The sequence below is a fragment of the Massilia agrisoli genome, assembly GCF_020831365.1.
Classification (GTDB): Bacteria; Pseudomonadota; Gammaproteobacteria; order Burkholderiales; family Burkholderiaceae_D; genus Telluria_A; species Telluria_A agrisoli.
On sequence record NZ_JAJHPV010000013.1, the window covers coordinates 786,069 to 804,536 of the forward strand.

The following is an 18,468-nucleotide window of genomic DNA, read 5'->3' on the forward strand; positions in this document are numbered from 1 at the left end:
ATTTATAAATCTTCGTGGAGGCCTTCGAGTGACAAAACTCTCGAGCTGAGCAACTTTAGTGTACTGGCTGAGTAATGCTCAAGTTCCGCCTGAATATAATTCATAATGCCTGGTATGTCGGAGTCCCTCTCCACAAAAATGTATCGAATGTCAGAAGGTTCAAATTTTAATATGCAATGTTTTTTTGTTAGTTCATTTGCGGCTGAAAGCTCTTCCTGTTTTTCATGTGATGTTCGCAATAGATATGCGTCTATGTTTTCATTTTTTGGAACATAGCGCCATTCGCATTCGAAATAGAAGTTTTTTTCAACAGGTTCACCCTTGAGCACCATCGTGCCTCTTGTTGGCTTAGAGTGCGCAAATATATATCGCATGGTTTTTTTTGCCTCATCACGTTCGATACCTTCTACCTCATTGGAATGCTTATTCAAGTTTAGCAATTCCTTTCTAAGTTCATTATTTCCGGGTAAGTACAATAGTGGATTGAGGCCATTCATCTCCGCCCACCTTCGGGACATTCCGATTCCGTATTTTCCATAAAACTCGACGTGATCGCTTATTCGCGATAACGGAATGTCGCAGAAGCAGACCATTGGAAAGCTAATGTAGTCGTATTCGCCTTCAGTTAATTGTGAAACATCTTCTAAGCTGTAACGCGGCCAAAAACCTTCTTTCAATATCGATTTTATTACATCAATATTATTTGTAAAATGAAAAAGCGTGCTGGATTTGGGGTTCATCAATTTCTCGCTTATTAGTGTATGTCTATTGTCGAGCTTAAGAAATCATCTCGGCTGCTCGCGCCAACTGCTGCTGAGCAAGTGACACTTTCAGTCTCAGTCCCAGCACCCTAAATCACGAGCAGCCTCGCAAGCAGTTTTTGAAGCGCCAAGATCCGCTGTTGGCCAACAGCGGACGTCCTTAATGGCCCAGTGTACCGGCTTCGTTGCTCTGACAGCAAGCAATCGGTTAATCTTAAGATCAAACGCGACAGCGCGCGTACTTTCGGGCCGCCGAGCGAGATCACCGCTCGCTCAGAAACGGTTTACAGTGATGTACGGCGTAGCTCGAGGGGTACGGACAGGGCCATAATTCGGCAGTGGGTGCGTTCAGGAGAACGGTAGTGCCGCGCTTGATGAAGGCAATCTTTGATGGAGGCACGCTTGCGATCAACTTTTGACCTGGAGCGGTTCGTACGCGCGCAGGCGCCGGTCTATGATGCGGTCAGCAGGGAGCTGCGCTCGGGACGCAAGCGTAGTCACTGGATGTGGTTCGTTTTTCCGCAGCTTGCGGGGCTGGGCCGCAGCGAGATGGCGCAGCGCTATGCGCTTGCGTCGCTCGACGAGGCCGCCGCCTACCTGACGCATCCTGTGCTGGGCGACCGCCTGCGTCAGTGCGCGACCATGGTACTGGCGACGCCCGATGCGACCGTCGACGAGATTTTCGGCCACCCCGATAACATGAAGTTCCATTCGTCGATGACCTTGTTCGCGGCAATTCCCGGTGCCGACCCGGTGTTCAGCCAGAACCTCGACAAATATTTTGGCGGCGCGTCCGATGCGCTGACTTTGTCCCGCCTGAAGGAGTAATGAATTTGAGATTGACGCATGTAGTTCCCTTGTTGGTTTCGCTGCTGGTGCTTGCATCCTGCGCGACCGGGCCTGCCGAAAGGCCCGCCACCCTTGACATCGTCAGCCGCGCGCCTGCATTCGCCGGAACGGTATTCGACGGCTCAGGCGCCTACGAGGCCGTCACTGCGGTGGCCCGCCTGCCCAGCGGCGATGCCCAAGTGCTGGTGCTGCAGCCAGTCGATGCGGCCGATTCCTCCGGCGTCCTGCTGATCGAGGTGGTTGGCGCCGACGGCCCCCAGTTGCCGCGCATGGCCAACAACGGCGACGCGCGGCACCAGCGCGCGGACGGCGCGGGCAACGGGTTCACCATGCGGCGCGGGCATACGCTGGTGTCGCTCAGGGCCACGGGGGCGCAGCAACTGCGCGATGCGGCCATGCTGCTGCAGGCCGAGTACATTTCCGATGCAACGCTGGCGGTCGGCGCAGGGCAGGGCGGCCGCATGCTGCGGGATATGATCAGGGACGGATTCAACCTTTCGCCGATGGGCCATAAGGTCTTTGACGGCGTCCTGGTGATGATGGCGGGCGGGGGCGACGAATTCCCCTTCACCTACGGCATGGCGACCGATCCGGTCAGCGGTAAATCCGGCGGCATCTTCGCGCGCTGTACCGCCACGGCCACCTGCCCGAAGCTCATCCACCTCGATAGCAGCACCGATTTCTGGCAGTCGCGCGCCTCGCTGGTCGCCACTGGCGGCACGTCGCGTGATGTCGACCTGCCCGACGACGTGCGCGCCTACCTGATGTCCTCGACACAGCGCTTTTACGCTGATCGCGCGGTGCAGGGCGAGTGCCAGCATCCGAATAATCCCGCGCAGCAGTCGCCTGTCGTTCGCGTGATGCTCGACCACCTTGTGACATGGGCGCGCGACGGCAAGGCGCCGCCTCCGAGCCGTTTTCCACGGATCGACGACGCCATGCTGACCGAGGCCGACCGCGATTCCGTCGGCTTCCCGGACCTGCGCAAGCTTGGCGTGAACTATCCTGAAGGGCTTATGCCAGCAGGGCCGTACCCGCTGTTTGTGCCGATGGTCGACGTGGACGGACATGACATCGCCGGCATCCGCCTTCCCGACATCGAAGTGCCGCTGGCCACGCACGCGGGCTGGAACCTTCGGCGTGGCCGCGCGAACCCCGCGCCGCTGTGCGGGCCAAACGGCATGTCGCTGCCGTTCGCGGCGACGCCGCGCGCGGGCGACCCGCGCCGTGCGATATCCCAGCGCTATCCGAGCCGCATCGAGTACGCGAAGGCGGTGGCGCTGGCCGCGCGCAGCCTGCGCGACCAGGGGCTGCTGCTGCAGGAAGATGTGGACAGCTACATCGAGCGCGCCAGGCGCGAGAGCCGCGTGCCGTGACGAACTCCGCTTCTTGTTTTGTTGCGTATAATCGCGCTGGCATTGCCCGATAAACATAGAGAACAATATATATGGCTTCATCCTCAGACAACATCAGCATGGCTGTGTTCTGCGACTTCGAAAACGTCGCACTCGGCGTGCGTGACGCCAACTACGAGAAATTCGACATCAAGCCGGTACTCGAACGGCTCCTGCTCAAGGGCAGCATCGTCGTCAAGAAAGCGTACTGCGACTGGGACCGCTACAAGGGCTTCAAGAGCGCCATGCACGAGGCAAATTTCGAGATGATCGAAATCCCGCACGTGCGCCAGTCCGGCAAGAACTCGGCGGACATCCGCCTGGTCGTCGACGCGCTCGACCTCTGCTACACCAAATCCCACGTCGACACCTTTGTCATCATCAGTGGCGACTCCGACTTTTCGCCCCTCGTCTCCAAGCTGCGCGAAAACGCCAAGAAGGTGATCGGCGTCGGCGTCAAGCAATCGACCTCGGACCTGCTGGTCGCAAACTGCGACGAATTCATCTTCTACGACGACCTGGTGCGCGAAGTGCGCCGCGCCGCCGCCAAGCGCGACGAGCGCAAGACGCAGCCGGCCGCGCGCAGCAAGTCGCCCGACGAAGGCAACCGCCGCAAGGAAGAAACCGAAGCGCGCAAGGCGCAGGCGATCGAACTGGTGGTCGAGATGTTCGACGCGCTGGTCTCGGAGCGCGGCGACAGCGGCAAGATCTGGGCATCGCTGCTGAAGGACACCCTCAAGCGCCGCCGTCCGGACTTCAACGAAACCTTCTACGGCTTCCGCACCTTCGGCAACCTGCTGGAAGAAGCGCAGAACCGCGGCATGCTGGAATTTGGACGTGACGAGAAATCGGGCGCCTATGTCTACCGCAGCAGCGCCGCCACTGCCGCGGCTTCGGCTGCGGAAAACGCGTCTGTCGCACAGGAAGTGGTCGAGCTGATCGAAGAAGCGACGCCGGCCAAGGAATCGCGCCGCCGTGGCGGCCGTGGACGCAAGCAGGCGCCGGTGGCAGAGATGCCGGCCGAAGCGCCTGAAGCGCCTGAGGCTCCCGAGATGCTGGTCGAAGCCGTGGCCGAGGCGGCTGCCGAACCTGTGGCAGTGGAAGCTGAACCTGAAGCGGCGCCAGCAAAGGCTCCGGCGAAGAAGAAGATCCAGCCTGCGCGGACCCGCAAGGCGGCGGCCAAGAAGTCCGAAGTGGCGGTGGAAGCGCCTGAAGCGCCGGTTGTCGTTGAGGCGCCAGCCGAAGCTGCTCCTGCAGCGCCAGACGAAGCCAAGCCAGCGAAACCGGCGCGCAAGACTGCTTCCCGCAGCCGCCGCCCCGCGAAACCGAAGGCCGCGCCGGAAAACGCATGACCTGAGCCGGGTTGACGCGCGGGGAGAGACGGCCCGCGCGTCAACCCGGCGGTATATTCCGCAGAAATGGTGCAAACTGAGGTCCAGTCCCTGTGTCTAACCAGTTGTCCGAGCCCGAACCGTTGTGTGAAGGAGTTCACCATGCGCATGCTTACCGGATTGCTGCTGTCCCTCTCCCTCGCGGGTCCACTCGCGTTCGCGGCTCCGCCCGCACCTGCGCCAAACCATCCTATCCTCGGCATCTGGAAGCTCACGTTGCCTGACGGAAGCTGCTCTGAAACCTACCGCTTCAGGGGCGACGGCACCACCCTCGTCACCAGCGCGGCCGAGGTGTCGGAAAGCGAATTCACCATTCCGGCCGAGCCCAGCGAGAAGGGCTTTTACAGGCTGGTCGATACCATCGTGAAGGACAACGGCAAGGAAGACTGCATGGGGCAGGTGATGAAGGTCGGCACCAGCGCGACCAATTTCATCCGCTTCCATCCGTCCGGGGCCTTGTTTTTGATGTGCGCGACGGAGTCGATGGACACTTGTATCGGTCCGTTCCAGCGGGTGATGGGGCAGGGTACGTAGGCGAACCGTCGCCAAAGCTTCGTAGGGCGGAAGAGCGCAGCGTCATCCGCCGGTCGCGTGCGTCGATGCGGCGCGTATTCGGCGGATGACGCTGCGCTCTTCCGCCCTACCGCGACCTGCCATTCCTCGAAGTTATCCCCCAAGACACCCAGGTAATTGACGTCGCATTTTGGTGCAGCGGCCCCTGCCGTAAGGCTCGTCTGCCCGGCGGTATCGGTGTATATTGCTGGCGAACTCATCGTCACTTTGCACTGGACCACCTATGTCACCGGTTTTGCTTTTCGTTATCCTGATCGCCTATTTTGCCTTGCTGATGGGCGTGGCCTGGGCCACTTCCCGCAACGCCAACAACGATTCCTTCTACATCGGTAACAAGAGCAGCAACTGGATGCTGGTTGCGTTCGGCATGGTCGGCACCACCTTGTCCGGCGCCACCTTCATCAGCGTGCCGGGCAACGTCGGCATCGACGCCTTCGGCTACGGCCAGATCCTGATCGGCTACGTGATCGGCTACATCGCCGTCGCCTACATCCTGCTGCCGCTGTACTACCGCCTCAAGCTGACCTCGATCTACCATTACCTCGACGTGCGCCTCGGCCGCCGCGCCTACCAGAGCGGCGCCTCGTTCTTTATCCTGTCGCGACTGCTGGGCGCTACCGCGCGCCTCTACCTGGTCGTCAATATCCTGCAGGCGATCATCCTCGACAGCCTGGGCGTGCCATTCTGGCTGACCACCCTGGTTATCCTCGGCATGATCCTGATGTACACCTATGAAGGCGGCGTCAAGACCATCGTCTGGACCGACACCCTGCAGACCAGCTGCATGCTGATCGGCCTGGTTGCCTGCGTGGTCTACCTGCTGACCCAGCTCGACATGACCGTCGGCCAGAGCCTCGCGGCAATGGATGCCCGCGGCCTGTCGACCATCTTCACCACCGACGTCGACAGCCCTAACTTCTTCCTCAAGCAGATCATCGCCGGCGCCTTCATCGTGCTGACCATGACGGGCATGGACCAGGAGATGATGCAGAAGACCATCTCGGTAAAGACCCTGAAAGATTCGCAGAAGAACCTGCTGAGCCTGACCCTGATTTTGGTGATCGTGCTGTCGATGTTCCTGTTCCTCGGCGGCCTGCTGTACCTGTACGCGCCGCTGGCCGGCGTCACCGCCACCGGCGACAAGATCTTCCCGGCCGTCGTCATGGGCCACCTGCCTGCCGCCGTGCAGATCATCTTCCTGGTGGCGCTGGTGTCGGCGCTGTTCCCGAGCGCCGACGGCGCCATCACCGCGCTGACCTCCAGCTTCTGTATCGACCTGCTGGGCCTGAAGCGCCGCGATGACCTGTCCGAAGCGGACAAAGTCAAATGGCGCCAGCGCGTCCACCTGGGCTTCGCCTTCCTGTTCCTGCTGCTGGTGATGGGCTTCAAGTGGGCCGACAGCCCGAGCATGATCGTCGTGATCCTGAAACTGGCCAGTTATACCTATGGCCCGCTGCTGGGCCTGTTCGCATTCGGCCTGCTGACGACGCGCCGCCTGAACGACCGCTGGGTGCCTGCGATTACCATCGGTGCGCCTATCCTGTGCGGACTGATTGAGTTTAATCAGGCCCACCTGCTAGGAAGTTACCGCCTTGGGCTTGAACTGCTGATGATTAATGGCATATTGGTGTTTGCCGGGTTGTATGCTATTTCCAGCAAGGAAAGGCGCGATCCGGCCGCAGTCGCTGCGTAATGTTTTTGACAATGAAACCCGGTTTTCACGTACAGTGAGCGCCGGGGTTCAATGCAAATTTCAAGAGCTGGAGTATCGATGTCTTTCAAGCCCATGTACTACCTGCGCCGCGGTTTCGGCATGTTCTGGAGTACGCTCGACGCCACCCGGCGCACGTTCTTCAACCTGTTGTTCCTGTTGCTGGTCATTTTCCTGATCTGGACGCTGTTTTTCGGCGGCGCGAGGCCAATTGCCAGCAAGACGGCGCTGGTGCTCGACCTCAAGGGCAGGCTGGTCGAACAGCACAGCGGCACCTTGCGCGACGCGCTGGTGGCCAACGCGCGCGGCGACGTGCGCCGCACCGTGCAGCTGCGCGACGTCCTGACGGTGCTCGATTCGGCCGCCAAGGATCCCAACATCAGCAGCGTGGTGCTGATGCTCGACGAGCTTGAAGGCGGCGGCCAGGCCATGCTCGGCGAGGTCGGCCTGGCGGTCGAACGGGTCAAGGCGGCCGGCAAGCCGGTGGTGGCGTGGGGCGGCAGCTATGACCAGCGCCAGTACCGTATCGCCTCGCACGCCAGCGAGGTCTACCTGCACCCGATGGGCATGGTCCTCATCGAGGGCATGGGCCGCTACCGCAACTACTACCGCGACGCGCTCGACAAGGTTGGCGTCACCGTCAACCTGATGAAGGTCGGCACCTACAAGAGCTTCGCCGAGCCGTTTATCGGCAATGGCCCGTCCGACGCGGCAGCCCAGCAGGATGCTGTGCTGTACAACGCGCTGTGGGCCAACTACACCGGCAACGTCGAGAAAAACCGCAAGCTGCCGGCCGGTTCGATTGCCAAGACCATCGAAACCCTGCCTGAGCTGATGGAGCAGGTCGGCGGCAACACCGGCAAGCTGGCGCTGCAGACCAAGATGGTCGACGCGCTCAAGACCCGCGACGAAGTGCGCGACCTGATGATGAAGCGCGGCGCGCCTGACCTTGAGCACAAGAGCTTCCGCCAGGTCTCGTTCAATGAATACCTGGCGCGCCAGCGTCCGAAGCTGTTCGGCGACGGCGTTGGCGTGATTGTCGCTTCCGGCGACATCACCGACGGTAATGCCAGCCCGGGCGCCATTGGCGGCCTGTCGACCGCCAACCTGGTGCGCCGCGCCCGCGAAGACGACCAGATCAAGGCCATCGTGTTGCGCGTCGATTCGCCGGGCGGCAGCGCCTATGGCTCGGAGCTGATCCGGCGCGAACTTGAACTGGCCCGCGCCGCCGGCAAGCCGGTCGTGGTGTCGATGGGCAGCGTGGCCGCGTCGGGCGGCTACTGGATTTCGATGGCCGCCGACGAGGTGATCGCCGACCCGACCACCATCACCGGGTCGATCGGCGTGTTCGCCATTTTGCCGACCGCGGAAAAGGTGGTCGAGAAGATGGGCATCCACACCGCCGGCGTACGCACCACCTGGCTGGCCGACGCCTACAACCCGCTGCGCCCGCTCGACCCGCGTTTCGGGCAACTGGTCCAGAGCAGCATCAACCATATCTACAGCGAGTTCACAGCCAAGGCCGCGCAGGCGCGCAAGACCACGCCGGCCAAGATCGACGAAGTCGGGCAGGGCAGGGTATGGACCGGCCAGCAGGCCAAGGAACACGGCCTGGTCGACACCCTGGGCAGCTACGGCGACGCGATCAAGTCGGCCGCGCGCCGCGCCAACCTGGCGGGCGATTACCGCATCGCGTACATTGAACAGGACAGTTCGCGCTTCGAGCGCTTCCTGCAGATGTTCGGGGCCACGGCGGCGCAGGCGGTCAATATCGAGGTGAAACTGGGCCTGGCGCCCGTGGGCTTCCCGAACGGCGCGGTAGCGGAAGCGGCGCGCGACATGGCCTGGCTGGCCGACCTGACCGAGGGGCGCAAGCCGTTTTCGGCGGTCACGCACTGCCTGTGCGGTACGCCATGATTGATGCCCCGGCGTTAGCCACCTAACGGACGTGCCGGACCGGTGCGGATAGCATGGTTTTTTAAGCTAACGCACCAGGGAGACCGTCATGAACGAACAGGATCCGGACCGCCGCAAGATGCAGCCGCCTATTCCAAGCCACATGCCCGACACAGTCAAACCCGGCGACGAGAACAAAGTCGCCGGCGACGATCCCGTGCCGGGCCTTGACCCGGGTGAAGCGCCAGCCGGCAGCCCCGGGCTGGGCTCGGGCCACGCCATCGACGAAGGTGTTGGCGGCGCAGGGCTGGGCAAGAAACCGGGCGAGCGCGGCTGACCTTACTTTTTTGGCTCTGTGATCTGAAGCTCCTGCAGCTTCGGTTCGCGTTCGGGCGTCAGCGTGAAAAAGACTTCCCGCGTGCCGTTCTCGCCGACCACGTCGAAGCGGCCGCGCAGCTGGTTTTCGGGTTTGACCGGTCCGATCGAACGGATCGTGCCGATCGGCGCCAGTTGCGTGCGCGCGGCCGCGATCCAGTCCTCGCGCGAGCGGTCCATGAAGAAGTTCTCGGCCACGATGGCCGCTCCCAGCTTCTCATCCCACGACTGGATCAGCTGCGCCACCTGCCGCTGGCGCTCCAGCAGCACTGGCGACGGCAGCACCGCACGGACGGGCAGCTTTCCCTTCTCGATCAACAGGGCCAGCACTTTTGAGGTGGGGTTGTACACCGGGCCATAGCGCAGGTTGGTGAACGCCATCACCCCGATGCCATGGTCGGGCGCAAAACGGTACTGGCTGCCGTAGCCCGGCAAGCCGCCCGAATGGCCAACGGTGACGACATTCTGGCTGTCGCGCGTCCAGGTAAGGCCATAGCCGTAAAAACCGACACGCGGATTGAGGGTCTTCTCATCCGATAGCAGTGCCTTGGGCGAGAACCCGGCAAACACCTGCGGCTGGTGCATTTCGCGCACCGTCGCGCGTTTCAGCGGCCCGTTGTCGGCGCCGTCGCGCGCCGGCCAGGCCTCCAGGTGGAACGCGACATAGCGCGCGAAATCGTCCATTGTCGTAATCAGGCCGCCCATGGCGGCGCCGTCGCCGTCGCCCAGCACCGGTTCCGGAATCCAGCTGCCTTTATCCCAGCGGTAGCCCAGCGCGAACTGGTCGCGCGGGATGTCGGCATACTCCCAGACCGTGTGGTTCATCCCCAGCGGGTGCAGGATGTGCCTGGTGATGTAGTCCTGGAAGCGCATGCCCGACACCTTGGTGACCACCTTCCCGAGCAGGATGTAGCCCAGGTTGCTGTACTCGAAGCCGACGCCGGGCGCGTTCGAGAACGACAGTCCGCCGGCGACAAGTTTGGCCAGCGCCGCGTTATCGACGGCCATCTGGCGGTCGCCCCAGGGATTATCTTCAGGCAGGCCTGTCGTCATCGTCATCAGTTGGCGAAGCGTCAGCGCGGGCGAATCGGCCGTCGGCAGGCGAACGCCTTTCAGTTCGGGCAGGTAGCTGGCGACCGGGTCGTCGAGCCGCAGCTTGCCGGCGTCGCGCAGGTGCAGCGCGGCCATCGCCGCAAAGCTCTTGGTCATCGACGCGATGCGGAACGGGGTGGCTGGAGTGGCGGCGATCTTGCGTTCGACGTTGGCATGGCCGATTGCGCGCACGTGCACCAGCTTCCCGTCCATGACCACGCCGTACACCAGCCCCGGGAGATGCTGGGCGGCGGCCAGGTCGGCGTACATCTTGTCGACCTCCGGCAGCAGGGCCGCGACGCGCGCGGTGCGGCCGCTGTCGGTGAACGCAGCGGGCACATGGGCGGCCGGGTACACCTGGGCGGATGCAGCTCCCGCGCCGGTTGAAATCATCAGGAAAAGCAGGGATGCAGCGATGCGGCGCGGTCGGTTCATGCGGTGTCCTTTTATGTCGGTAGGGCTTCGGCGAAACGGAATGGGCGTTGCGCCGACAATCATACAAGTTCAATAGCGAACCGTGTGTGTCATGCCGCTGCCGATGTGGTGTAATGCATATCAAAGCAGCTCCAACCTTTTTTCCGATCCCACATGACCACGAAGACCAAGCCAGCCAGCCTCCCATACATCGTGAGGCGCTCCAACATCCACGGCAACGGCGTATTCGCGCGCCGGAACATCCGCGAGGGAGAGCTGATCGACGAGTACATGGGCGAACGCATCGACTGGGACGAAGCCAACCTGCGCGCCGAACAGGCGCACGGCCCGGTCAACCATACCTTCTTCTTCTCGCTGGCCGACGGCCGCGTCATCGATGGCGGCAGCGAGGGCAACGACGCGCGTTTCATCAACCACGCGTGCGAGCCGAACTGCGAGGCGCAGGAAGACGAGGGCAGGGTATTCATCTACGCCCTGCGCGACATCACGCGCGGCGAAGAGCTTAACTACAACTACGCGCTGGTCTACGAAGAACGCCACACGGCAGCGGTCAAGCGCCAGTTCGCCTGCAACTGCGGTTCGCCGGGCTGTACCGGCACCATGCTGGCGCCCAAGCGTCAATCGAAGGCAAAAAAGACGCCGGCAAAGGCGTGAACCGCTGCACCGGCCCCGTGTCAAACCACTTTTTGGAGGCAGCATGAACGACGACAAGCCAAAACAGCCTGAACAACCGGTAAGCAGCGCCACGCCGGCGCCAGCTGCGAAACCCGGCGCCGAAGCATCCCGAAAGCCTGCTGAAGCCGACCGCGACGAACGCAAGCCGGAAGACCTGACTGCGGAAGACCTGCGGCTGATGGCCGACACGATGCCGGGCGAAGGGCCGGGCGACGACTGAGCGGCTTTTGCGCCCCGGCATGAGGGCTGGCCCGTCAATACGCTGATATTGGCGGGCGTACAAAATCATTTCCAGTCAATTGCAACAGCGATATACTCCCCGCTTGCTTTCTATAACTGGGGTATATCTTGTTCAAATCCATCGCATTGCCTGTCGCTCTGCTCGGCGTCTTCGCGGCCGCCCACGCCGACGAAGGCCAGTGGCAGCCACACCAGCTGCCGCAGCTTAAATCCGAACTCAAACGCATCGGCATCACCATCCCGGCCGAAAAGCTGACCGACCTGACCAAGCACCCGATGAGCGCAATTGTCTCGCTGGGCGGCTGCTCGGCGTCGTTCGTATCGCCGGACGGCCTGGTGGTCACCAACCACCACTGCGCCTACGGTGCGATCCAGCGCAATGCGACCCCGGAAAAGAACTACATCGTCAACGGCTTCCTGGCCAAGACCCGCGCCGAAGAACTGCCGGGCGGCCCGAATACGCTGGTGTACGTGACCGAAAAGGTCGAAAACGTGACCGACCGCGTGCTTAAGGACCTGGCGCCGACCTTGTCCGGCCGCGAGCGCAATGAACTCGTCGACAGCCGCGTCAAGGCGCTGATCGCCGAATGCGAAACCGACAAGGCCTACCGCTGCTCGGTGCCGAGCTTCCACCGGGGCCTCGAGTACTACCGCATCCGCCAGCTGATGATCCGCGACGTGCGCCTGGTGTACGCACCGTCGGACATGGTCGGTAACTTCGGCGGCGACGTCGACAACTTCGAATGGCCGCGCCAGACCGGCGACTTCTCGTTCCTGCGCGCCTATGTGGGCAAGGACGGCCGCCCGGCCGATCCGTCGCCGGACAACGTGCCCTACAAGTCGAAGGACTTCCTGGTGGTGTCGGCCGAAGGCCTGAAGAACGGCGACCCGATCCTGCTGGCCGGTTACCCTGGCCGCACCAGCCGCTACAAGCTGCCTGCCGAAATCCGCTTCGCGCGCGACGCCAACTTCCCGCTGCGCGTAGCCGACATGCAGGCCGACCTGGCCGTCATCGCCGCTGCCACCAAGGGCAACGCACAGTACGACGTGCGCTACGCCAGCGTGGTCAAGAGCATCAACAACGTGCTGAAGAAAACCCAGGGCCTGCTCGACGGTTTCGCGCGCAAGGACATCGCCGCCATCAAGGACGTGCAGGACGCCGAGTTCCGCGCCTGGTTCAACCAGCCGGCCAACCAGAAGGGCGCATCGAAGACGCTGCTGGCGGACCTCGACGCGGTGATCGCCGCGGACATGGCGCTGTCGGAAGAGGAGTTTGCGTACTCGGTGGCCGCCAACAGCGACCTGCTGAAAAGTGCGCGCACCCTGTACCGCCTGGCGCTGGAACAGCAAAAGCCAAACGCCCAGCGCGAAAGCGGCTACCAGGAACGCGACCTGTCGTTCATCAAGGCGCGCCTGACCCGCCTGGAGCAATCCTTCGTGCCGTCGGTGGACGAAGCGCGTTTCGCCGCGTCGCTGCAGCGCTACGCCAAGCTGGCTGCCAAGACCCACCCGCAAGGCCTCGACGCGCTGCTGCCGGCGCCCGACGCAGTGGGCGCGCTGTACAAGCAGACCAAACTGGGCGACACCGCACAGCGGCTGGCCTGGATGAGCAAGGACCCGGCCGCCTTCAAGGCATCGGATGACGCCTTCATCCAGCTGGCCGTGAAGATGCATGATGTGGCGATGTCGATCGAGAACCGCCGCAAGGAAATCGACGGCAATCTCGAACGCGTGATCCCTCAGTACATGTCGGCGGTGATCGCGTGGAAGAAGTCGCAGGGCAAGCCGGTCTACCCGGACGCCAACTCCACCTTGCGCGTCACCTACGGCACCGTGTCGCCGTACATGCCGCGCGACGGCCTGGTAAAGGGTCCGTTCACGACCGTGCAGGGCATCGTCGAGAAGCACACCGGCGCCGATCCGTTCATCGCGCCGAAGAACCTGCTGGCCGCGGTCAAGGAACAGCGCTTTGGCGTGTTCAAGGACCCGGTGCTGGGCACAGTGCCGGTCAACTTCCTGTCGAGCGCCGACACCACCGGCGGCAATTCGGGTTCGGCTGTGATGAACAAGCGCGGCGAACTGGTTGGCCTGAACTTCGATTCGACCTATGAGTCGATCACCAAGGACTGGTACTTCGACAGCGCGATCACCCGCGCGATCCACGTCGACATCCGCTACATGCTGTGGGTGATGAAGGAAGTCGACCATGCCGACAACCTGCTCAAGGAAATGAAGATCAAATATCCGGCGAAGTAACCATTATCTCGTCATTCCCGCGAAAGCGGGAATCCATGCTGGGTCCCCGCTTTCGCGGGGACGACGAGCCCGCACTCTGCAATTGCACTAGCACTTCGCCCCCCCCTGATGAACGATCCTATTCCCTTGCTTGGTTTTGCCACCACGCCGCTTGAACTGATTTCTTTCGTACTCGCAGTGATCACCGTGGTGCTCAACATCCGCCAGACCCACTGGGCCTGGCTGTTTTCGATCCTGTCCTCGGCCACCTACGGCGTGGTGTTCTTCGGCGCGCGCCTGTACGGCGACATGGCGCTGCAGGTCGTGTTTATCGTCGTGTCGGTCTGGGGCTGGTACCAGTGGCTGTATGGTGGCGCGCGCCACCAGGGGCTGGTCGTTACGCGCCTGAGTGCGGCTTCGCGCTGGTACGCCATCGGCGCATGGCTGGTTGGCTTCGCCCTGATCGCGCTGTTCCTGCGCACATGGACCAACACCGACGTGCCGCACATCGACGGCTTCCTGACGGCTGGCAGCCTGGTGGGGCAGGTGCTCCTGTCGCGCAAGAAGGTCGAGAACTGGCACGTCTGGATTGCGGTGGACGTGCTTTACGTCGGCCTGTATGTTTACAAGGGCCTGATGCTGACGGCGATCCTGTATGCGGTGTTCATCGTGCTGGCATGGATCGGGCTGCGCACCTGGAGCAGGATCGCGCAACAGGAGGTAAAAGCATGACCGGCGTATTGCGCGTAGCGATTCTTGGCGCCGAATCGTCTGGAAAATCCACCCTGGCCGCGGCGCTGGCCATCCACTTCGACACCGTCTGGGTGCCTGAATACCTGCGCGAGTTCGTCGACACCAAAGGCCGGGTCCCGCAGGAGCACGAGCAGTACGAGATCGCGCGCACGCAGCGCGAACGCGAACACGCCGCCGCCCGGCAGGCCCGGCGTTTCCTGTTCTGCGACACCACGCCCCTGATGACCGCGATCTACAGCCGCCATTACTGGGGCAGGGTGGATGAGGAGCTTGGGGATTTAGAACTGTCGCATGACTACGCGTTCACGCTGGTGACCGCGCCTGACAGTCCATGGCTGCCGGACGGCTTGCAGCGCGAGTCGGAAGAAGTGCGCCAGGCGGTGCATGAAGAAGTCATCCAAACGCTGGACGAACGCGAAATCCGATTCATGCTGGTCACCGGCAGCCTGCCCGAACGGGTGCTGCAGGTAGACCGCTTCCTGAAGGTGGCGGCGGGCGCGTGACGGGTAGGGCGGATAAGGGCGTAGCCCGCATCCGCCGAACTACCTCACTTAAAAGTCAAACTGCGCCGACACCCGGAACGTACGCGGCGCGCCCGGCAGCAGGTAGCCGCCCAGCGCAGGCGTCACATCGCGCCAGTAGAACTTGTCGGTGACATTCTGCACACCGGCGCGCAAGATGGTCTTGGTACCCATCACGCGGGTTTCGTACGCCGCGCCCAGGTCAAGCGTGTGATACCCCGGGACAAAAGTGCGGTTGTCGACGTCGAAGGCCTTGCGTCCCGCATACTGCCACACGCCGTTGACCGCCAGGCCATCCACGCCAGGCACCTCATACTCGACAAACGCGGTCGACTTAAACTTCGGTACATTGGTCACGCGCTTGCCATCCATGCCCGGCTGGCCGGTACCCGATTGCTCGGTATCGAGCGCCGCCAGCGACAGCGAATACTGCAAGTTCTGCGCCGCCTTGCCCTGCACGCCCAGTTCCACGCCGCGGTGCTGCGCTTCGCCCGCGCGCACGAAGGTCGCCGTGCCGTCCTCGTTCGCCTGGGTGAACTCCAGTCCCTTGGTCACCTGGAATACGGCAGCCGATACATTCAGCCTGTTGTTCATCGCGGCCTTGACGCCGAACTCCAGCTGCTTCGAGCGGCCAGGGTCGAGCGCGCGGTTGGCGTTGGTGGTTTCGATCGGCGCGACGCCGCCGTGCTCCAGGCCATGCGCCATCGAACCGTACACGGTCCAGTCCTGGGTCGGGTTATAGACCAGGGCCACATTCGGCAGCGTGAAGCTGGTGTCGCTCGGCTCGACGCCAAACTCGGTGCGCTTGACCTGCACATGGCGCAGGCCGGCGTGCAGCTTGAACTTCTGCGACAGCGACAGGACATCCTGCGCGAACACGGAACGCTCATTTTCCCTGCGGCGCTCGAACACCGGGCCCGTCGTCGGGTTACCCGGCGCTGGCGCTACGATCAGGTTCTGGTAGATATTGGAGTAGCCGGCGTAGTCATAGACGTAGTCGCCGAAACGGTCGCTGCGGCGGAAGAAGGAACTGCCCACGGTAAGATCGTGGCCGACCGCGCCGGTTGCGAATTTACCCTGCAGTAGCGCCTGCGCGCTGAACGGGGATTTCGATTCGCCCACGCTCTGGTAGTCGTAGACGTCGTAGTCGCCGTTCGAGCAGTAGCCCGGATAGAAGCCTTCGCCCTCATTGCTGCAACCGTAAGGGAAGGCAGTGTAGTCGTCGCGCTGGAACTTGTGCTTGTTCATGGCGACGCTGGCGCGCCAGTCGTTGTCGAACAGGTATTCGAAGCGCAGGCCCACGTTGGAGCTCTTGGTCTCAACCGGCTTGGTCCACGGCTGCGCGTTCAGCAGCGTCTTGGCCGATACGCCGGTGGGCAGCGATTCGTTGCGGATCAGCTGGTAGCCCGGCGCGGTGATTTGCGACTTGTACTGGTAGTCCATGTCGAGCTGGAGCAGCGCCTGCGGCGAAATCTGCCAGTCGAACGCGCCCGAGATGAATTCGCGCTCGCCGTCCGCGCCCTTGACGTACGAGCGCAGGCGCTCGCCGGCCGCGTTGATGCGGTAGCCGAAGCGCTTGTCTTCCGACCGGCCGCCGAGGTCGATGGCGCCGTACACCGAGCCGCGTTCCTTCATTTCGACGGTGGCGGAGCGCAGCGGCTTGTCGGTCGGGCGCTTGGTCACGTAGTTGACGATGCCGCCCGGCGCAGCGACGCCGGCCTGCAGGCCAGCCAGGCCCTTGAGCACTTCGATGCGCTCCTTGTTCTCGAGCGGGATCTGGGTATCGGCCGGGATCGCCATGCCGTCCTTGCGGTAGCTGGAGGTGTTGTCGAGCGCGAAGCCGCGGATCGAGAACTGTTCTGCGTAGCCGACGGCGTTGTACGAGTCGCTGATGCTGGCGTCGAATTTGGCGGCGTCCGTGGTGTTGCGGATGCCCAGGTCCTGCATCTGTTCGCGGCTGATCGCGGTGATCGATGCCGGCGTATACAGCAGTGGCGCATCGGAGAACCCGCCAATGGCGGCGCGGTCGGTGGCGACCGATTGGCCCGTGATGACGACCTCGGGCATGGTCTCCTGGGCGTGGGCGGAAATGGCGAATGCCTGCAGCAGCGCAAGCGCGATCGCAGAGTGCTTCAATTGAGGTGTAGACATGAGTGTGCTCGTTTTACGCGCAGCAAATGCTGCGCGAAGCTTTAAAAAGCCGGAGCCAACGGGGGGAGCATACAAAGGAGGGAACAGACTTTGCGCTTTCCTTCGCTGGCATTATCCAGATCAGGTACGAAGGGTATCTCTCACCCGGAACTTGCGTTCCAGGACCCCTAGCGAATGTCGATTTTATCACGAACACGAAGTTCGCGAAAACGGTATTACCGTTACAGGCTCATTTCCAGTACCTTGCGCGACACGTCGGTGGTGACGTTGCGGTGTTCGCCCAGGCGGGTCATGCGGTGCGCTTCAAGCGCCTTGATCACCGGCTCGACGCAGTCCGCGCCGAGGCCGTAATCGGCAAGCCGGGTGCCCACGCCCATCGATGCGAAGAACTGTTCGGTTCGCGCGATGGCCGCCTCGATGCGGGTATCTTCGTCGCCGCCGGACAGGCCCCACACGCGCTCGGCATACTGCAGCAGCTTGGCGCGCTTTTCTTCGCGGCGCGCGCGCAGCATGTTCGGCAAGATGACCGCCAGCGTTTGCGCATGGTCGAGGTGGTACAGCGCGGTCAGCTCGTGGCCGACCATGTGCGTGGCCCAGTCTTGCGGCACGCCTACGCCGATCAGGCCGTTCAGCGCAAGGGTGGCGCACCACATTACGTTGGCGCGCACCTCGTAGTCCTGCGGATCGGACAGCGCCTTCGGGCCTTCTTCGATCAGCGTCAGCAGCAGGCCTTCGGCAAAGCGGTCCTGTACCTTGGCGTTGACCGGGTAGGTGAGATACTGCTCCATGATGTGCGCGAACGCGTCAACCACGCCATTGCCGACCTGGCGCACGGGAAGCGTGAAGGTCTTGGCCGGGTCGAGGATGGAGAACTGCGGGAATACCTTGCGGCTCATGAAGGAGCGCTTTTCCTGCGTCGACTTGCGCGTCACGACGCCGCCGCTGTTCATTTCGGAACCGGTCGCCGGCAGTGTCAGCACGGTGCCGAACGGCAGGGCGTCGACGATGTTGGCGCTGCGCTTGTCGAAGATCGACCATGGGTCTTCATCGAGCATGGCGCCGGCCGCGACGAACTTGGTGCCGTCGATAACCGAGCCGCCGCCAACCGCCAGCAGGAAGTCGATCTTGCCTGCCTTGACCTGTTCGATGGCGCGCATCAGCGTTTCGTAGCTTGGGTTGGGTTCGATGCCGCCGAACTCGGTGACGCTGTGGCCAGCCAGCGCAGCCATCACTTCGTCGTACACGCCGTTCTGGCGGATGCTGCCGCCGCCGTAGAGCATCATCACGCGCGCGCCGGCTGGGACCAGCGTCGACAGGGACGCAATCTGGCCTTCGCCGAACAGGATTCGGGTGGGGTTGTAGAAGTCGAAGTTAAGCAAGGTGCACCTCAATTGAGCGATGGATCAGCCTTCGATT

General features: G+C 62.6%; 16 protein-coding genes and 1 riboswitch. Of the genes, 12 read left to right on the forward strand and 4 right to left on the reverse strand.

Annotated elements, in window-relative coordinates:
* Nucleotides 1-2 precede the first annotated feature (2 nt).
* On the reverse strand, nucleotides 3-740 hold the full coding sequence (locus LMJ30_RS12610; RefSeq protein WP_229432685.1) for an abortive infection system antitoxin AbiGi family protein: 738 nt from the start codon (nucleotides 738-740) through the stop codon (nucleotides 3-5).
* 423 nt (nucleotides 741-1,163) lie between these two features.
* Between LMJ30_RS12610 and LMJ30_RS12615 the strand changes: the two genes are divergently transcribed.
* The 7 genes from LMJ30_RS12615 (at nucleotide 1,164) to LMJ30_RS12645 (ending at nucleotide 8,912) form a co-directional block, all read left to right on the forward strand.
* A complete protein-coding gene (locus LMJ30_RS12615; RefSeq protein WP_229432686.1) occupies nucleotides 1,164-1,589 on the forward strand; it encodes a DUF1810 domain-containing protein in 426 nt (141 codons plus the stop codon).
* Nucleotides 1,589-2,986 (forward strand): alpha/beta hydrolase domain-containing protein, encoded by a 1,398-nt coding sequence (locus tag LMJ30_RS12620; RefSeq protein ID WP_229432687.1) that lies wholly within the window; start codon nucleotides 1,589-1,591, stop codon nucleotides 2,984-2,986. The genes LMJ30_RS12615 and LMJ30_RS12620 overlap by 1 nt, the downstream gene beginning before the upstream one ends.
* 71 nt (nucleotides 2,987-3,057) lie before the next feature.
* Nucleotides 3,058-4,356 carry an NYN domain-containing protein gene (locus LMJ30_RS12625; protein ID WP_229432688.1) on the forward strand — a complete coding sequence of 433 codons (1,299 nt, stop codon included), beginning with the start codon at nucleotides 3,058-3,060 and terminating at the stop codon, nucleotides 4,354-4,356.
* Between the two features lie 141 nt (nucleotides 4,357-4,497).
* Nucleotides 4,498-4,929: a hypothetical protein gene (locus LMJ30_RS12630; RefSeq protein ID WP_229432689.1), complete on the forward strand. Its 432-nt coding sequence runs from the start codon at nucleotides 4,498-4,500 to the stop codon at nucleotides 4,927-4,929.
* Between the two features lie 262 nt (nucleotides 4,930-5,191).
* Nucleotides 5,192-6,661: a sodium:solute symporter gene (locus LMJ30_RS12635; protein WP_229432690.1), complete on the forward strand. Its 1,470-nt coding sequence runs from the start codon at nucleotides 5,192-5,194 to the stop codon at nucleotides 6,659-6,661.
* Between the two features lie 78 nt (nucleotides 6,662-6,739).
* Entirely contained in the window at nucleotides 6,740-8,596 is a 1,857-nt protein-coding gene (gene sppA, locus LMJ30_RS12640) for a signal peptide peptidase SppA (RefSeq protein WP_229432691.1), read from the forward strand.
* Nucleotides 8,597-8,684: 88 nt separating this feature from the next.
* Nucleotides 8,685-8,912, forward strand: a complete 228-nt coding sequence (locus LMJ30_RS12645) for a hypothetical protein (protein WP_229432692.1) — start codon at nucleotides 8,685-8,687, stop codon at nucleotides 8,910-8,912.
* Between the two features lie 2 nt (nucleotides 8,913-8,914).
* Here LMJ30_RS12645 and LMJ30_RS12650 read toward each other — a convergent pair whose 3' ends face one another.
* Nucleotides 8,915-10,477, reverse strand: a complete 1,563-nt coding sequence (locus LMJ30_RS12650) for a serine hydrolase domain-containing protein (protein WP_229432693.1) — start codon at nucleotides 10,475-10,477, stop codon at nucleotides 8,915-8,917.
* A gap of 153 nt (nucleotides 10,478-10,630) precedes the next feature.
* Between LMJ30_RS12650 and LMJ30_RS12655 the strand changes: the two genes are divergently transcribed.
* The 5 genes from LMJ30_RS12655 to LMJ30_RS12675 all read left to right on the forward strand — a co-directional run bounded on the left by LMJ30_RS12655 (nucleotide 10,631) and on the right by LMJ30_RS12675 (nucleotide 14,883).
* Nucleotides 10,631-11,131, forward strand: a complete 501-nt coding sequence (locus tag LMJ30_RS12655) for an SET domain-containing protein (RefSeq protein ID WP_229432694.1) — start codon at nucleotides 10,631-10,633, stop codon at nucleotides 11,129-11,131.
* A 43-nt stretch (nucleotides 11,132-11,174) separates the two neighbouring features.
* The gene (locus tag LMJ30_RS12660; RefSeq protein WP_229432695.1) at nucleotides 11,175-11,372 is read left to right on the forward strand and encodes a hypothetical protein; all 198 of its coding nucleotides are present in this window, start codon (nucleotides 11,175-11,177) and stop codon (nucleotides 11,370-11,372) included.
* A gap of 128 nt (nucleotides 11,373-11,500) precedes the next feature.
* Nucleotides 11,501-13,648, forward strand: coding sequence for a S46 family peptidase (locus LMJ30_RS12665; protein WP_229432696.1), 2,148 nt, complete (start codon nucleotides 11,501-11,503; stop codon nucleotides 13,646-13,648).
* A 108-nt stretch (nucleotides 13,649-13,756) separates the two neighbouring features.
* Nucleotides 13,757-14,359 (forward strand): nicotinamide riboside transporter PnuC, encoded by a 603-nt coding sequence (pnuC, locus tag LMJ30_RS12670; protein WP_229432697.1) that lies wholly within the window; start codon nucleotides 13,757-13,759, stop codon nucleotides 14,357-14,359.
* Complete coding sequence (locus LMJ30_RS12675) at nucleotides 14,356-14,883, forward strand: AAA family ATPase (RefSeq protein ID WP_229432698.1); 528 nt, start codon at nucleotides 14,356-14,358, stop codon at nucleotides 14,881-14,883. Before pnuC ends, LMJ30_RS12675 begins: the two co-directional genes overlap by 4 nt.
* 48 nt (nucleotides 14,884-14,931) lie before the next feature.
* Here the strand turns inward: LMJ30_RS12675 and LMJ30_RS12680 are convergent, their stop codons facing one another.
* Entirely contained in the window at nucleotides 14,932-17,052 is a 2,121-nt protein-coding gene (locus tag LMJ30_RS12680) for a TonB-dependent siderophore receptor (RefSeq protein WP_229432699.1), read from the reverse strand.
* Nucleotides 17,053-17,132: 80 nt separating this feature from the next.
* Nucleotides 17,133-17,231: riboswitch (TPP riboswitch) on the reverse strand.
* 42 nt (nucleotides 17,232-17,273) lie between these two features.
* Nucleotides 17,274-18,431 (reverse strand): iron-containing alcohol dehydrogenase, encoded by a 1,158-nt coding sequence (locus LMJ30_RS12685; RefSeq protein WP_229432700.1) that lies wholly within the window; start codon nucleotides 18,429-18,431, stop codon nucleotides 17,274-17,276.
* Between the last annotated feature and the right edge of the window lie 37 nt (nucleotides 18,432-18,468).

Excerpts from the sequence above, each read along its gene's own strand:
- LMJ30_RS12635 (WP_229432690.1), top strand. The coding sequence starts at position 5,192 with ATGTCACCGGTTTTGCTTTTCGTTATCCTGATCGCCTATTTTGCCTTG.
- LMJ30_RS12610 (WP_229432685.1), bottom strand. The coding sequence starts at position 740 with ATGAACCCCAAATCCAGCACGCTTTTTCATTTTACAAATAATATTGAT.
- LMJ30_RS12645 (WP_229432692.1), top strand. The coding sequence starts at position 8,685 with ATGAACGAACAGGATCCGGACCGCCGCAAGATGCAGCCGCCTATTCCA.
- LMJ30_RS12625 (WP_229432688.1), top strand. The coding sequence starts at position 3,058 with ATGGCTTCATCCTCAGACAACATCAGCATGGCTGTGTTCTGCGACTTC.
- sppA (WP_229432691.1), top strand. The coding sequence starts at position 6,740 with ATGTCTTTCAAGCCCATGTACTACCTGCGCCGCGGTTTCGGCATGTTC.
- LMJ30_RS12655 (WP_229432694.1), top strand. The coding sequence starts at position 10,631 with ATGACCACGAAGACCAAGCCAGCCAGCCTCCCATACATCGTGAGGCGC.
- LMJ30_RS12675 (WP_229432698.1), top strand. The coding sequence starts at position 14,356 with ATGACCGGCGTATTGCGCGTAGCGATTCTTGGCGCCGAATCGTCTGGA.
- LMJ30_RS12650 (WP_229432693.1), bottom strand. The coding sequence starts at position 10,477 with ATGAACCGACCGCGCCGCATCGCTGCATCCCTGCTTTTCCTGATGATT.
- LMJ30_RS12680 (WP_229432699.1), bottom strand. The coding sequence starts at position 17,052 with ATGTCTACACCTCAATTGAAGCACTCTGCGATCGCGCTTGCGCTGCTG.
- LMJ30_RS12630 (WP_229432689.1), top strand. The coding sequence starts at position 4,498 with ATGCGCATGCTTACCGGATTGCTGCTGTCCCTCTCCCTCGCGGGTCCA.
- LMJ30_RS12620 (WP_229432687.1), top strand. The coding sequence starts at position 1,589 with ATGAATTTGAGATTGACGCATGTAGTTCCCTTGTTGGTTTCGCTGCTG.
- LMJ30_RS12660 (WP_229432695.1), top strand. The coding sequence starts at position 11,175 with ATGAACGACGACAAGCCAAAACAGCCTGAACAACCGGTAAGCAGCGCC.
- pnuC (WP_229432697.1), top strand. The coding sequence starts at position 13,757 with ATGAACGATCCTATTCCCTTGCTTGGTTTTGCCACCACGCCGCTTGAA.